Raw genomic sequence first — 14,538 nt, forward strand, 5'->3', positions numbered from 1 at the left:
GAAACCGCGGCGGATCCCTCAGTAATCCGCAAGTGAAAAGCGCAGGGATAGGCCCATCAGCGCACGCTGCATAAGCTGTTGTTGCCCGGTTGCAGATAGGGCGTAAGAATCGGCGCCATGCCCTTGAGTACCTGTACCGGCAACGCCGAAGTGAACTTGAAACCCTGGGCCGAAGCGCCGGGGACGAAGGCGGTCAGCGTGCCGAAATGATGCTCGCCGATGTAGAACACGAAGGTCGCCGTGCGGTTGATCGCCTTGGAGCTGAGAATCCGCCCGCCGGCGCCGATGGCTTCGATCCGGTTGTCGCCGGTACCGGTCTTGCCGCCCATGGCCAACGGCGTACCGTCCGCCAGTTTGAAGCTGCCGGACACGCGCCGTGCAGTGCCGGCGTCCACCACCTGGGACAGCGCCCCCTTGAGTGCCGTGGCCACCTCGGAAGGCATCACGCGCTTGCCGCGATTGGGGTCGTTGACCAAGCGGGTTTCGTACGGGGTGTCGGCGGCAAAGCGCAGGCTGTCGATACGCAGGGTGGGCTGGCGTACGCCATCGTTGAGGATGATCCCCACCAGTTCCGCCAGGGCCGCCGGGCGGTCGCCGGAGCTGCCGATGGCCGTGGCAAGCGACGGCACCAGATGGTCGAAGGGGTAGCCGACTTTTTGCCAGCGCTGGTGAATATCGAGGAAGGCTTCGATCTCCAGCATGGTGCGGATGCGGCTGTCGCGGGCACTCTTGTGGCGGCTCTTGAACAGCCAGCTGTAAACCTCCTGGCGCTCGTGTTCACTGGCGGCGGTGGCCTGGGTGAAGGTGGCGTCGGGGTTGTTCAGCAGGTAGCCCATCAGCCACAGGTCCAGCGGGTGAACCTTGGCGATATAGCCTTGGTCAGGCAGGTCGTAGGCGCCGGGGCCGTAATTCTGGTAGAGCTTTTCGAGGCGCTCGTCGGTGAGTTTTTCAGGGCTTTTGACGCTGCTCAAGTGCGAGCGGACGAAGCTGTTGAAACTCGCCTGGCTGGCGTTGGGCAGCAGGTAGCGGTGTACGGCGGCCAGGCGGATGGCGGTGGGGTGCATGCCATCGAGGAAAGTATCGAGGCGCGCCTGGGTATCTTTGTTGCGGTACTTTTTCCAGAACTTGAGCAGGAACGTAGTGCCCTCGCGGTCGGCAAACTGGGCCAGGTATTCCTGGCGGCGCGGGTCGTTGTCGTCCTTGAGCAACTCGGCGCTGTTGTTCGGGCCCTGGTAGGTGGTGTAGCGCACCAGGTCGCGCATCAAGCGAATGAACGGCAGGTTGATGGACTCGCGCAGGGCCTCGATCAAGGTGGGATTGCGGCCGTTGTCCTGGCTGCGGAAGTTGTGGAAGTGGTGCATGCCGCCGCCGGTGAAAAAGCCTTCGCCGGTGTTGGCCGAGTATTGGCGATTGAGGGCGGCGTCGAGCATGGCCGGCAGGTTGCGGTCGCTGTTCTGGATCAGGTAATCGAGGGCCCAGCGGGTGATGCGGTCCTGGTCGTCCACCGGAATCTTGCGCAACTGGGCAGCCGGCATCGCGCCGTATTTGTCGTGCAGCTCGCTGACGATTTGCAGGTAGGTGGTCATCACCCGCAGCTTGGCGGTTGAACCCAGTTCCAGCTTGCTGCCTTCGTTGATGTCGAATGGCTGGTCGGTGCTGTCGGTTTGCACGCGCACGCGGGCACCGTCGGGTGTCATCTCGTAGAGGTTGAAACTGTAGCGAACCTGAGCGGTGCTGGCGGGCGTCAGCAGCGTGGGCCCGAGCAGGCCGATCTGCGCGGCGAAGGCGGGGTCGGCGAGTTGCTTGAGGTACGTGCTGGCCTGGCTTTGCAGGTCGGCTTGCAAGGTGCTCGTGGCAGAAAGATCGAGTCGGTCGAGGTCGTACAGCGGCTGGTTGAGCAGGGCGGCCAGGCGAGTGCGGGCGACGCTGATGCCCTTGTTGGTTTCGATTGGCTGGATCGTCGGTTGTTGCTGCCAGTCACGGTAGGTGACTTTGCTGGCGAGGGCTGCGCTGGCCAGCGCCGGGTCGATCACGTTGTTTTGTGCGAGCAGGCGGATGTGGCTGTCGGTGAGGTCCGCCAGTTCCTTGTGGCCCTTGGACAGATAGTGAGACGGGCGACGCTGGGCGATCATCAGCGACAGCACCTCGCGCAACGCCAGACCCTTTTGCGGCAGCTGTTTGGGGTCGGTGCCGATGAGCAGCGCGTTTGTCTGGTTGAAGTCGGCGCCGTACCACACGCGCAAGCCTTCGGCCATGCCGTGCACTTCGCCATGGCCGGGTACCGCCGACAGGGGCACGCTGTTGAGGTAGTCGCGCACGATGTCCTGGCGAGCGGCAAGGGTTTGCGGGCCGTCCTGATATGCGCGCACGCTGGCAGAAATCATCTGGCGGATTTTCTCGCCGCCGGACAGGGTCAGGCCGTCGGGCGAGTGGCGGTATTTTTCCAGCTGCGTGGCCAGGGTACTGCCGCCTGCCGTCTGGCCGGGCAGGTGCAAGAGCTTCGCCACCTGGGACCAGGCGGCCTTGGCAAAGCGCGGCCAATCCACGGCCGGGTTGAGTTGCGGGTTTTTCGGGTCCAGCAGGTCGCGGTCTTCGATAAACAGCAGGCTGCTGACCACCACCGGCGGGATCGCCGCAAAGCTTGGGTAGAACTGTTGTGGATACGTGAACTGATACAGCGGCGCGGCGCGGCAATCGGTGATGGTCAGGCCGGCCTGGATCTTTTCCGGGTAGGGCACGAACAGGCCGCGCTGGGCGTAGGCCATCAGGTCGGGAGAGAAGCGCGCTTGAGCCTGGATCAGGTAGTCACGCTTGATCAAGCGCGGCAGGAACTCGCCGAGGGCGCTGTAGCCCAGGCGCTTGTCAAAGGGCCCGGCGCCAGGGTAAACCCGCGCATCGCTGGGGCCCGAATGCATTTGGTAGGTGAGGGTTGAGGCAATGTCGGAGAAGGTTTTGGCCTGCAACCTTGAAGTGCGCATTTCCCGCAGGGCGGCAAAGCCCAGGGCGATCAGCGCAATCAGCAGCACCAGCCAGAACAGCCGCCACCACAACCGTCGGCGGGGAGGAGGGCTTTGTGGCAACGGCTGTTCATCCGGGCTATCGGTGGATACCGCAGCCTTGGTCGAAGCGTTTTGCCATAAAGCGCCCATAGTCGATTGATCCATTTACGTAGATTGATCGGACTTGGTTGAAGCTTAGACGGTGGTGGGCGAGTGGGGGGGATTTGTGAGTGTGATGCTGTTTGTGGCGAGGGGGCTTGTCCCCCGTTGGGCTGCGCAGCAGCCCCAAAACCTGCCATGAAGATCTTCCTGAAGAAATGCGGTGTGTTTACTGGGGCTGCTGCGCAGCCCAACGGGGGGCAAGCCCCCTCGCCACAGACAAGCCCTCTCCACACAGGAAAAATCAGAGCCAGGCTGCGTCCCATAGTGGGTAGTCACCAATATGTTCGACCAGGCCCGCTCGCAGAGGATTGGCGATGATGTAGCGGGCAATTTTGCGAAGGTCTTCATCGCTACGCACTGCTCGGTCATGGTAGCCAAGTTGCCAGAATCGTTCTTTGCTGCCGCGTGCGCGATTAATGGTGAGGGTGCTGCGGGATTTGGTACGTCCCACAGCCTGCGACAACGTTGTGCCTTGCAGCTCAAATAGCCAATGAAAGTGATCAGGCATGACGACCCATGCCAGAGAGTCGACCATTCCCAATTCATGGGTCTTCCTGAATTCTGCTACCAGTAGTCTTCCCAAATGGAAGTCTTTGAACAGGGGTTGCCTGTTGTGAACCACGGCGGTAATCAGATAAGGACGGCCAGATTCTGAATGTCGACCACGGCGTAACAGATGAGAGTTGGGTTGATGAAGCATTCCTTTGCTCCTTGAGGGGAAGTAGTCAATTGACGTTAGCAGCTGCTGTGGAGTGCTCTCTTGCAGTTCAGTGTCGGCGTGTTTCTCGAAGGTAGATTTGTGGCGAGCGGGCTTGTCTGTGGCGAGGGGGCTTGTCCCCCGTTGGGCTGCGCAGCAGCCCCAGTAAAGACACCGCATTTTCTGGATAGAACTTATGGCAGGTTTTGGGGCTGCTACGCAGCCCAACGGGGGACAAGCCCCCTCGCCACAGACAAGCCCCCTCGCCACAGACAAGCCCGCTCGTCACAGATAACCCCGCCACATAACCCCAAACCGTCGAGCTAGAGCCTCCCCCACCCGTAAACCCGCCAAAGGTAGGGGCATGACGCTGCACCATTACCGTGCAATACTCGCCGCCGTTTGGTGGCGATGATTCCTACGCTAACCAGGTGATGCTCCTCCGCAAAAGGCGCCTTTACCGAGAGTTCCCGCTGAATCTTGCCGTTTATAGAGTGAAAACCCCTGGGTTTAGCTTTTTATACTGCACCCCCGCTGATCTGGCCCGGCCAGACCGTTTTACCCAAAAGGTGATCCGGCAACGGTACGCCATGGCAGACCCGCCATGACGCCCCGGACTCGGTGGCTCATATCCAATAACAAGACGAGGTTGTATCCCTATGCCAGCTGGCAATCATCTGCCCCACGGCGAGACCGCTCAGGGCGGTCCGCTGAAACGCGAACTCGGCGAACGGCATATTCGCCTGATGGCCCTCGGTGCATGCATCGGCGTCGGCCTGTTCCTCGGCTCGGCCAAGGCCATTGAAATGGCCGGCCCGGCGATCATGCTGTCGTACATCATCGGCGGCCTGGCGATCCTGGTGATCATGCGCGCCCTCGGCGAGATGGCCGTGCACAACCCGGTGGCCGGTTCGTTCAGCCGCTACGCCCAGGATTACCTCGGCCCGCTGGCGGGCTTTCTCACCGGCTGGAACTATTGGTTCCTGTGGCTGGTGACCTGCGTGGCAGAAATCACGGCCGTCGCCGTGTACATGGGCGTGTGGTTCCCCGATACACCCCGCTGGATCTGGGCCCTGGCAGCACTGATCAGCATGGGCACCATCAACCTGATCGCGGTCAAGGCCTTCGGTGAGTTCGAGTTCTGGTTCGCACTGATCAAGATCGTCACCATCATCGCCATGGTGATCGGCGGCGTCGGCATCATCGCGTTCGGCTTTGGCAACGATGGCGTGGCCCTGGGCATTTCCAACCTGTGGACCCACGGCGGCTTTATGCCCAATGGCGTGCAGGGTGTGTTGATGTCCCTGCAGATGGTGATGTTCGCCTACCTGGGCGTGGAGATGATCGGCCTCACCGCCGGTGAAGCGAAGAACCCGCAGAAGACCATCCCGAGTGCCATCGGCTCGGTGTTCTGGCGCATCCTGCTGTTCTACGTCGGTGCGTTGTTCGTGATTCTGTCGATCTACCCGTGGAACGAAATCGGCACCCAGGGTAGCCCGTTCGTGATGACCTTCGAGCGCCTGGGTATCAAGACCGCCGCCGGCATCATCAACTTCGTGGTGATCACCGCAGCGTTGTCGTCGTGCAACGGCGGTATCTTCAGCACCGGGCGCATGCTCTACAGCCTGGCGCAGAACGGCCAGGCCCCGGCCACGTTCGGTACCACCTCAAGCAACGGCGTGCCGCGCAAGGCGCTGCTGCTGTCGATCTTCGTGCTGTTGCTGGGCGTGCTGCTCAACTACATGGTTCCGGAAAAAGTCTTCGTCTGGGTCACTTCCATCGCTACCTTCGGCGCGATCTGGACCTGGCTGATGATCCTCCTGGCCCAGCTCAAGTTCCGCAAGAGCCTGACCCAGGCCGAACGTGACGGCCTTAAATACCGCATGTGGCTGTACCCGGTCAGCTCCTACTTGGCCTTGGCGTTCCTGGTGCTGGTGGTGGGCCTGATGGCGTACTTCCCGGACACCCGTGTGGCGCTCTACGTGGGGCCGGTGTTCCTGGTGCTGCTGACGGTGTTGTTCTACGTGTTCAAGTTGCAGCCGACTCAAGCGGCGGCACGCACCGCGAGTTGAGTTTCCTGCGCTCAACAAAAAGCCCCTTACGGGGCTTTTCGTTTTTCAGGCGGTGGCGGGAGGCGCCGGTTGGGTGAGCCGCTTGTTCAAATCCAGCCAGGCCCCCAGCAGCGCCATCAGCCCGGCGCCTACCAATGCGGTGAAGATTTGCATGGCGAAGGCATCGCCGGTGATCGCATTGATCATGTCCGCCAGCGGTGCCAGCAGCACCCCCAGGCAGAACACCTCCAGGGAGTAGCGGCCCATGCGGCAGGTTTGCTGCGCCAGCCAGTTTTGCGTCCAGGCGTGGCCAGGCAACAGCTTGGCGGTGACATAGGCCAGGGCCAGGAAGTGCAGCAAACGCACGGGCGACAGGTCGGTCTTGCTGATGGGGTACAGCAGGTCGCTGAGCGCCGACGGCATCAGCGCGTCGTGGATTTCCGGCCAGCGCCACGAGAGCGTGAGAACCCCCGCCACCAGCGCATACACCGCCGCAGCGACGAACAACGGCTGACGCAACAGGCGCCGAGTCTCGACAGGGCGGGGTTGCCCGGCATGAATCGCCGCCGCGCCGCCCAGCACAAACAGCAACTGCCAGGTCACCGGATTGAAATACCACACGCCGTCGGCAATCGCCGCCAGGTTCCAGCCCAGGTGCGGCGCCAGCAAGTACACCGCCAGCGAAACAGCCACCACCGCCCAGGTCTTGCGCAACAGCAGCGGCAACACCAGCGGCAGGCAACCCAGCAGCACGATGTACAGCGGCAACGGGTCCATCAGGTTGGGTTTGAAGCGCAACAGCAGTTCATCCACCAGGGCTTGCTGGGGATGAGTGACGAAGTGCGTCAGGCCCATCTCTTCAACGAGGTCGCGGGTTTCCACATGGCTGTTGGCGAAGAACACGATGCCCATCAGCATCGCCAGCAAGAAGATGTGCACCACGTACAGCACCCAGGTGCGCCGCCAGATCTTCACGCAGGCGATCAGATAACCGTCGCGCTGCAGAATCTTGCCGTAGGCCAGCACGGCCGCATAACCGGCCAGGAACACGAAGACCTCCGCCGCGTCGCTGAAACCGAAGTTGCGCAAGGTGATCTGGCCCAGAGGGTTGTGGGGCACGTGATCCCAGAAAATAAAGATCAACGCCAGGCCCCGAAAAAAATCGATGCGCGGGTCGCGTCCGTTCAACATGGCAGCGGGCTCTTGAACAAGGGGTTTAGTAATGACAAGTGGACGACGGCTTCAGTCGAGCCGTACGTCGGGCGGGCGCAGGTTGGCGGTATTTGTAAGCAATTGCAAAGCTGAGTTTTTTGCTGAATGTCTCATCGCTTTGTTTAAACGTCGATGATCACCAGCGTGCCTTGGCTGCCGGCGAGTACCGCGTGGGCGATGCCGGCTTCAACCAGGTACATCTGACCGGCGCCGACGTCGATGGCCTCCTCGCCAATAGACAGGCGCAAAAGGCCGTCGATCACCAACAGCCCTTCGTTGTAGTCGTGGGTTTCTTCTTCATAAGCCTGTGCATCCATGCGCAGCACCTTGATCCGCGCCGGGCCGACCTGGCCCACGCGGGTGGATTTCCAGGTGTCCGGCAGTTGGGCGGCAAGGGCGGTGAAGTCGAGTAACGGCATGGTGAAGCTCCTTGTTTCAACGATGCCGTTCGGTGGTCCGGTTCAGCGGGGTTGTTCAATGCGGGCTCAGGCCGCGGCGATTTCATTCGGCTCAAAACTGTCCGCCCGCGCCATCTGCCACATGCGCGAATAAAACTCGCCGTTCACTTCGCCGGTGAGCAATTCGCCAGGTTTCAGGAACACATGCAGCTGCGAAAACAACTTGATCTCGGTGGCCGACATGCGCCGCACCAGGTGCTTGGCCGACAGTTGCGAAGGGTGGTCGAGACCGGCGGCAGCGAGCATTTCGGCCAGGGCCTTCAGCGTGTTGCGGTGGAAGTTGAACACGCGCTGGGCCTTGTCCGGCACCACCAGTGCGCGCTGGCGCAACGGGTCCTGGGTGGCCACTCCGGTGGGGCATTTGTTGGTGTGGCAGCTTTGCGACTGGATACAGCCGATGGCGAACATGAAGCCCCGCGCCGAGTTGGCCCAGTCGGCACCGATGGCCAGGACGCTGGCGATGTCGAACGCGCTGACGATCTTGCCGCTGGCGCCGAGCTTGATCTTGTCCCGCAGGTTCAAGCCCACCAGGGTGTTGTGCACGAACAGCAAGCCTTCACGCAGCGGCACGCCGATGTGGTCGGTGAACTCCACCGGCGCGGCGCCGGTGCCGCCTTCCTTGCCGTCCACCACGATAAAGTCCGGGAGGATGCCGGTTTCGAGCATGGCCTTGGCGATGCCCATGAATTCCCACGGGTGGCCCAGGCAGAACTTGAAGCCCACCGGTTTGCCGCCCGACAGTTCACGCAGCTGGGCGATGAAGTGCATCATTTCGATGGGAGTGGAAAACGCGCTGTGGCGCGACGGCGAGATGCAGTCCTCGCCCATCATGATGCCGCGGGTGTCGGCGATTTCCTGGGTGACCTTGTGCTTGGGCAGGATCCCGCCGTGGCCCGGTTTGGCGCCCTGGCTCATCTTGATTTCGATCATCCGCACTTGCGGGTTCTGCGCCTGCACGGCGAAGCGTTCCGGGTCGAAAAGGCCGGCGCTGGTGCGGCAGCCGAAGTAGCCGCTGCCGAGCTCCCAGGTCAGGTCGCCGCCGTTTTCCCGGTGATAGGGGCTGATGCTGCCTTCACCGGTGTCATGGGCGAAGTTGCCGAGCTTGGCCCCCTGGTTGAGCGCGCGAATCGCGTTGGCGCTCAGCGAACCGAAGCTCATGGCCGAGATGTTGAACACCGAGGCCGAGTAGGGCTGCTTGCATTGCGGGCCGCCGACGATCACGCGAAACGCGCTGGGGTCGCTCAGCGGCGCGGGGCGCATGGAGTGGCCGATAAACTCAAAGCCCGACTGGTAAACGTCGATCAGCGTGCCGAAGGGTTTGTCGGCACTTTCATTCTTGGCGCGGGAATAGACCAGCGAGCGCTGGGCCCGGGAGAAGGGCAGGGCGTCGCTGTCGGATTCCAGCAGGTACTGGCGGATTTCCGGACGGATGCCTTCCACCAGGTAACGGATATTGCCCAGAATCGGGTAGTTGCGGCGCACCGCGTGGGGGCTTTGCAGCAGGTCGAAAATGCCGATCAGGCTAAGGATGCCGGTCACCACGGCGATCGGCCACAGCCATTCGTGTTCGATAAACGGCATGCTGGCGAGGGTGAAAATGACGCAGACGGCAAAGAACGCGTAACGGCTTAACAAGGACAGGCTCATACAGGGTTCCTTAGTTTTTATCCTGTAGGAGCGAGCTTGCTCGCGAAGGTCGTTAACGATAGCGCGGTTGTCTGGATGACCGCGGTGCATTGACGTTTTTCGCGAGCAAGCTCGCTCCTACAGGGCTCGATCAGGCGTTTTGCGCCTGCAGAAAAATCGAGAACAGCTCCGACTGGGATTTGATCCCTAGCTTGCTGTACATGTGTTTTTTATGGACTTTCACGGTTTCAACAGAGATTTCCAGCTTACGAGCGATTTCCTTGCTGGAGCAACCACTGAGCATCAAACGGCCCACATCCAGCTCGCGCGCGGTGAGTTGCGCGCCCCAGCCATCGTTGTGGATCGGCTGCTCCGGAGCGCTCACCTGGTTGAGTTCATGGGGCAGGCGTTGGCGCAGCAAGCCCAGCACCCACGGCTGGATCAGCGACAGCAGGGCAATCTGCTGTGGGTCAAAGCGCTGTTTGGAGCCCAGGGAAAGGCACAGGGTTCGCCCGTCCGGTTGCTGGCAATTGAACTGGATTTCATCGGCCACCACGTTCAGCCGGAAGTAGCGCTGGTAATACTCGGTCAGCTCGAAATGCTCCGGGGCCACTTCGGCCAGGCGAAACAGCCCGGTGCGCGAGTGTTCGCGGCTGGCGATGTAGAAGGGATCGAGCAGGTATAAACCGTTGAGGTAATCCTGGAACAGATGGTCGGGTTCGCCGTCCTGGCCCGGGCATTCGGCGAACACCAGGGGTTTGTGCTCGCTGCTGAACAGCAACACCACCCAACTGTCGAACGGCACATATTGGTCCAGCAACCGGACAAGCTGCGTCCAGAAATTCGGCTGGTCCAGGGCGTCTATCATCTGCCCCACCGAACGGTGCCAGGCGATGTCTTCCAGCGACAATGTCATGCATCTACCCCCATAGGGTTAACCCGGCTGCGTGATTTCCCGAGTGTTCGCGGCTGCGCATACTGCGCCACAGATAAAGAACAAGGAATAACCATGAAGGTCGAATTTGCCCAGCTGGCAGGCCGCGATAACGGCACAGCTTACAACCTTGAGCGCGCGTTGGCGGCAATTGCTGCGTGTGCGGCGGATACCCAATTGGTCGTATTCCCGGAAACCCACCTGATGGGCTTCCCGACCGCCGGCACCGTGGCCGAGGTGGCCGAGCCGGTGGACGGCCCGACCGTGCAGGCGATTATCCAGGCTGCCCGTGCGCGCAATATCGCCGTGGTGATCGGCATGGCCGAGAGCGACGCGGGCCAATTCTATAACACCACCTTGATGATCACCCCGGACGGCATCGCCCTGCGCTATCGCAAGACCCACCTGTGGGCCTCGGACCGCGGCGTCTTCACCCCGGGTGACCGCTACGCCACCTGCGTGTGGAACGGCGTGCGAGTTGGCCTGTTGATCTGTTACGACATCGAATTCCCGGAAACCGCCCGGGCCCTGGCGCAGTTGGGCGCTGAAGTGTTGATCGTCACCAACGGCAACATGGACCCGTACGGCCCCACCCACCGCACCGCGATCATGGCCCGCGCCCAGGAAAACCAGGCGTTCGCGCTGATGGTCAACCGAGTGGAAGAGGGCGATGACGGCCTGATGTTCGCCGGTGGCAGTGCGCTGGTCGACCCGTTCGGCAGCTTGCTGTTTGAAGCCGGGCGCGGGGAAGGGCAGTTCAGCGTTGAACTGGACCTGGGACAACTGGCGGCGGCGCGACAGGACTATCGCTACCTGGATGACCAGCGCTTGAAATTGCCGGGGGAGGTGATTGAGCGCGAGGACGGGACGCGGGAGTTGTTGATCCCCAAACCCTGACACGGGTCTCGTGGCAAGGATGCTGTTGTGGCGAGGGGGCTTGTCCCCCGTTGGAGTGCGAAGCGCTCCCGCTTTTTCTGGGGCCGCTTCGCAGCCCAACGGGGGACAAGCCCCCTCGCCACAGAAGCTGCATTTCACCAAAAAGCTGCTTCAACCATAAAAATTATTGCGTTCGCTGCACCGACTTCAGTTCTGCCATAAATCTAATAATTGCGCGGAGAATCGCTCATGGCTCGTTTGCAACGCACCCTGTCGTTAGGGTCGGTGGTGCTGTTTGGCATCGCCTATATGACACCGATCATTGTCCTGGGCACCTTCGGTATCCTGGCGCAATCCACCGCCGGCATGGTCCCGGCCGCTTACCTGGCCGCCCTGGTGGCGATGTTCTTCACCGCCATGAGCTACGGCCGCATGGCCTCGGCGTTCCCGGTGGCCGGGTCCGCCTACAGCTATGTGCGCAAGGCCATCAGCCCCAAGCTCGGGTTTATCGCCGGTTGGGCGGTGTTGCTCGACTACCTGTTCCTGCCCATGGCCATCTGGCTGATCGGCGCGGCCTACCTGCATTCGGCCTTCCCGGCCGTGCCGCAATGGGTCTGGGTACTGGCGTTTATCGGGGTCACCAGTGTGATCAACATCATCGGCCTGAAACTCGCCAACGGCATCAACGCCTTGCTGATGCTGGTGCAGTTCCTGGTGCTGGTCGCCTTCGTCGCGCTGTGCATCCACTACATCGGCGGTGATGCGAGCAAGCCGCTGTGGACCATCACCCCGTTCTTCAACGGCCAGATGCAAATGCCGTTGATCATGAGCGGTGCGGCGATCGCCTGCTATTCGTTCCTGGGCTTTGACGCGGTCAGCACCCTGACCGAAGAAACCCGCGACCCGCGCCGCACGATTCCCCGGGCGATCATGCTGATCACCCTGATCGGCGGGCTGATCTTCGTCGGTGTGTCGTACTTCGTGCAGATCGCCCACCCATCGTTCGAGTTCACCGACGTGGATTCTGCCGCCTACGAGATTGCCCGCAACATTGGCGGCGACCTGTTTGTGTCGATCTTCCTGATCGGCCTGATCGTCGGCCAGTTCGCCTCGGGGCTGTCAGCGCAGGCCAGTGGTTCGCGGTTGCTGTTTGCGATGGGGCGCGACGGGGTGTTGCCCAAGTCGTTCTTCGGTACCTTGCACGCGCGCTTCGGTACGCCGGTCAACAGCATCCTGCTGTGCGCGGTGGTTGCGTTACTGGCGTTGAGACTGGACGTCACCACCTCCACCTCGTTCATCAACTTCGGTGCGTTCCTGGCTTTCAGCCTGGTGAACCTGTCGGTGATCTTCCACTACTGGATCGGTGCCAAGCAGCGCGGTTTGCGGGAGTTGGTGCTGTTCCTGGTGTTCCCGACCATCGGCCTGGTGGCGGATTTGTGGTTGATGGTCAGCCTTGATCACCTGGCGATTTACCTGGGCCTGAGCTGGTTGGCGATTGGCCTGGTGTACCTGGGTTTCCTGACGCGGGGCTTCTCCCGGCAGCCCCCGGAAATGGACTTTCAGGAAGCCGCATAGAAGCTCGGGATCTATTCTTATTGCAATCGGTTCTCGTTTGGGTGCATCATTTGTGTTACTGTATAACACTTGATGTTCACCCAGACGCCCCGGAGGCCTTATGAAACCTGGTATCCACCCCGACTACCGCACCGTGTTGTTCCATGACACCGCCGCCGACGTTTTCTTCCTGATCGGTTCCACCGTGGAAACCGACCGTACGCAACAACACAGCGACGGCAACACTTACCCCTACGTACTCCTGGACGTGTCGAGTGCCTCGCACCCGGTGTACACCGGCCAACAGCGCAAGACCCAGTCCGAAGGCCGCATCGCCGGCTTCAACAAGCGATTTGCGTCGTTTGGTTCGGCCGGTAAAACCGCCGAGGCGTGATGCACCGCGCGTTACCTCAGGGCTGCTTCATTCAATGAAGTGGCCCTTTTTTATGCCTATCTGACGAAGTGATGTCGCAAGGCCATCACTGCAAAGAAAAACCGACTAAACTGCTGGGTAATGGCCAGGAGGCTGTTACCTTGACCGTAGGACACGCACATCGACGCTATACGAGGTGCCCCATGGGAGAGTCAGTGACCTTCGCAAATCCCGACCGCCCGGTGGTGCTGTTGATTGACGCACACCCGGACGTGCTGGACCGCCTGACGCAGTTGCTGCGCCTGGAACCCTTTGAATTATGCAGCGCCACCGACGCCGCTCACGCGCTGGCGATTCTGGCGCAGCAACCCGTCGACCTGGTGATGAGTGCCGCGCGCCTGCCGGACATGGACGGCGCCACCCTGCTTGCGCAGATCCACCATGATTACCCGCACACCGTGCGCATCCTGCTGACCGGTGAAACCGACCTGACGCTGATCATCAAGGCCATCAACGAAGGGCAGATCTACCGCTACCTGAGCAAACCCTGGAAAGACGAAGAACTGCTGCTGGCGTTGCGGCAATCCCTGGCCCATCAACACTCCGAGCGTGAGCGCCTGCGCCTGGAGCAATTGACCCGCCAGCAGAACGACGAACTCAAGCAACTCAACGCCAGCCTGGAAAAACGCGTGGCCTCACGCACCAGCGAGCTGCAGCAAACCGCTGACATGCTCGACCTGGCCTACGAAGAACTCAAACACAGCTACGCCACCGGCACCGAAGTGTTCTCGCTGCTGGCCAACCTGCGCTTGCCCCGAGCCAAGCAAACCAACCGGCAGATCATCGAGCTGGTGCGCACCTGGTGCCACGGCCGCGGCCTGGATGAGGCCAGCAATCGCGACCTGACCATGGCCGCCGCGCTCTACAACATCGGCAAGTTGAGTTGGAGCGACAACATGATGGTCTCTCCCAGCGACCTGCTGCACAGCACCTACCGTGAGCGGTACCGGGCGTATCCGGCCCAGAGCGAATCGTTGCTGATGACCCTGGAACCGATGAAAGACGCGGCACGCTTGATCCGCCACCACCAGGAACGCTGGGACGGCAGCGGTTTTCCCGACCACCTCAAGGGCGAAGCAATACCTGTAGGTTCGCGCCTGTTGAAACTGGCGGTGGACTTCATCGAATTGCAACGCGGCTTGATCCTTGAGCGGCAGATGAACAGCGACGAAGCGCTGCTCTACATCCGCAAATACGCCGGGCGCCTTTACGACCCGGACATGGTCGAGGACTTCATCCAGGCCTGCGCCGCGTTCCTCAGCGACGTGACCCTGGGCGACCCGTCGGTGAAGGTCCTGACCACCCGCGAACTGGCCGAAGGCATGGTGCTGGCGCGCAACCTCAACGCCGACAACGGCATGCTGCTGCTCAACGCCGGCAAGGTGTTGAACCTGCCGCTGGTGGACAAGCTGATTGCGTTCGAGGCCATGGAAGGGGCGAAGTACAGCGTGTTCATCAAGGAGCCGGATGAGGCACTGCTTTCGGGGTGAGACCGGTTCATGGGATCCTTGCGCCTTTGTATTCAAGGCGACCTTT

At 61.4% G+C, this 14,538-nt stretch carries 11 protein-coding genes; 5 read left to right on the forward strand and 6 right to left on the reverse strand.

Annotated features, from left to right (window positions below):
* Positions 1-56: 56 nt before the first annotated feature.
* Positions 57-3,149 carry a transglycosylase domain-containing protein gene (locus HX824_RS09570; protein ID WP_177027758.1) on the reverse strand — a complete coding sequence of 1,031 codons (3,093 nt, stop codon included), beginning with the start codon at positions 3,147-3,149 and terminating at the stop codon, positions 57-59.
* 253 nt (positions 3,150-3,402) lie between these two features.
* Positions 3,403-3,861: a transposase gene (locus HX824_RS09575; protein ID WP_032899435.1), complete on the reverse strand. Its 459-nt coding sequence runs from the start codon at positions 3,859-3,861 to the stop codon at positions 3,403-3,405.
* Positions 3,862-4,517: 656 nt separating this feature from the next.
* Here HX824_RS09575 and HX824_RS09580 point away from each other — a divergent pair.
* The gene (locus HX824_RS09580) at positions 4,518-5,930 is read left to right on the forward strand and encodes an amino acid permease (protein WP_003216436.1); all 1,413 of its coding nucleotides are present in this window, start codon (positions 4,518-4,520) and stop codon (positions 5,928-5,930) included.
* A 45-nt stretch (positions 5,931-5,975) separates the two neighbouring features.
* On the opposite strand, the gene HX824_RS09585 is transcribed toward HX824_RS09580, so the two are convergent.
* The 4 genes from HX824_RS09585 to HX824_RS09600 form a co-directional block, all read right to left on the reverse strand.
* Positions 5,976-7,100, reverse strand: a complete 1,125-nt coding sequence (locus HX824_RS09585; RefSeq protein ID WP_177020505.1) for an OpgC family protein — start codon at positions 7,098-7,100, stop codon at positions 5,976-5,978.
* A 143-nt stretch (positions 7,101-7,243) separates the two neighbouring features.
* On the reverse strand, positions 7,244-7,540 hold the full coding sequence (locus HX824_RS09590; protein ID WP_003216439.1) for a cupin domain-containing protein: 297 nt from the start codon (positions 7,538-7,540) through the stop codon (positions 7,244-7,246).
* A 66-nt stretch (positions 7,541-7,606) separates the two neighbouring features.
* Complete coding sequence (locus HX824_RS09595; RefSeq protein WP_003216444.1) at positions 7,607-9,226, reverse strand: FMN-binding glutamate synthase family protein; 1,620 nt, start codon at positions 9,224-9,226, stop codon at positions 7,607-7,609.
* Between the two features lie 130 nt (positions 9,227-9,356).
* Positions 9,357-10,121: a LuxR C-terminal-related transcriptional regulator gene (locus HX824_RS09600; protein WP_003216446.1), complete on the reverse strand. Its 765-nt coding sequence runs from the start codon at positions 10,119-10,121 to the stop codon at positions 9,357-9,359.
* Between the two features lie 93 nt (positions 10,122-10,214).
* Here HX824_RS09600 and HX824_RS09605 point away from each other — a divergent pair, with 93 nt between their 5' ends.
* The 4 genes from HX824_RS09605 to HX824_RS09620 all read left to right on the forward strand — a co-directional run bounded on the left by HX824_RS09605 (position 10,215) and on the right by HX824_RS09620 (position 14,492).
* A complete protein-coding gene (locus tag HX824_RS09605; RefSeq protein WP_003216449.1) occupies positions 10,215-11,036 on the forward strand; it encodes a carbon-nitrogen hydrolase family protein in 822 nt (273 codons plus the stop codon).
* Positions 11,037-11,264: 228 nt separating this feature from the next.
* Entirely contained in the window at positions 11,265-12,590 is a 1,326-nt protein-coding gene (locus tag HX824_RS09610) for an APC family permease (RefSeq protein ID WP_003216451.1), read from the forward strand.
* A 100-nt stretch (positions 12,591-12,690) separates the two neighbouring features.
* Positions 12,691-12,963, forward strand: coding sequence for a type B 50S ribosomal protein L31 (locus HX824_RS09615; RefSeq protein WP_003216453.1), 273 nt, complete (start codon positions 12,691-12,693; stop codon positions 12,961-12,963).
* Between the two features lie 182 nt (positions 12,964-13,145).
* The gene (locus tag HX824_RS09620) at positions 13,146-14,492 is read left to right on the forward strand and encodes an HD domain-containing phosphohydrolase (protein WP_023659212.1); all 1,347 of its coding nucleotides are present in this window, start codon (positions 13,146-13,148) and stop codon (positions 14,490-14,492) included.
* Positions 14,493-14,538 lie beyond the last annotated feature (46 nt).

This window comes from Pseudomonas sp. D4002 (assembly GCF_013385665.1).
In the GTDB taxonomy this organism is placed as follows: domain Bacteria; phylum Pseudomonadota; class Gammaproteobacteria; order Pseudomonadales; family Pseudomonadaceae; genus Aquipseudomonas.

What these genes read in the sequence shown, in the direction of transcription:
- HX824_RS09570 (WP_177027758.1), bottom strand. Translation starts at nt 3,149, where the DNA reads ATGGGCGCTTTATGGCAAAACGCTTCGACCAAGGCTGCGGTATCCACC.
- HX824_RS09585 (WP_177020505.1), bottom strand. Translation starts at nt 7,100, where the DNA reads ATGTTGAACGGACGCGACCCGCGCATCGATTTTTTTCGGGGCCTGGCG.
- HX824_RS09600 (WP_003216446.1), bottom strand. Translation starts at nt 10,121, where the DNA reads ATGACATTGTCGCTGGAAGACATCGCCTGGCACCGTTCGGTGGGGCAG.
- HX824_RS09580 (WP_003216436.1), top strand. Translation starts at nt 4,518, where the DNA reads ATGCCAGCTGGCAATCATCTGCCCCACGGCGAGACCGCTCAGGGCGGT.
- HX824_RS09615 (WP_003216453.1), top strand. Translation starts at nt 12,691, where the DNA reads ATGAAACCTGGTATCCACCCCGACTACCGCACCGTGTTGTTCCATGAC.
- HX824_RS09610 (WP_003216451.1), top strand. Translation starts at nt 11,265, where the DNA reads ATGGCTCGTTTGCAACGCACCCTGTCGTTAGGGTCGGTGGTGCTGTTT.
- HX824_RS09590 (WP_003216439.1), bottom strand. Translation starts at nt 7,540, where the DNA reads ATGCCGTTACTCGACTTCACCGCCCTTGCCGCCCAACTGCCGGACACC.
- HX824_RS09620 (WP_023659212.1), top strand. Translation starts at nt 13,146, where the DNA reads ATGGGAGAGTCAGTGACCTTCGCAAATCCCGACCGCCCGGTGGTGCTG.
- HX824_RS09575 (WP_032899435.1), bottom strand. Translation starts at nt 3,861, where the DNA reads ATGCTTCATCAACCCAACTCTCATCTGTTACGCCGTGGTCGACATTCA.
- HX824_RS09605 (WP_003216449.1), top strand. Translation starts at nt 10,215, where the DNA reads ATGAAGGTCGAATTTGCCCAGCTGGCAGGCCGCGATAACGGCACAGCT.
- HX824_RS09595 (WP_003216444.1), bottom strand. Translation starts at nt 9,226, where the DNA reads ATGAGCCTGTCCTTGTTAAGCCGTTACGCGTTCTTTGCCGTCTGCGTC.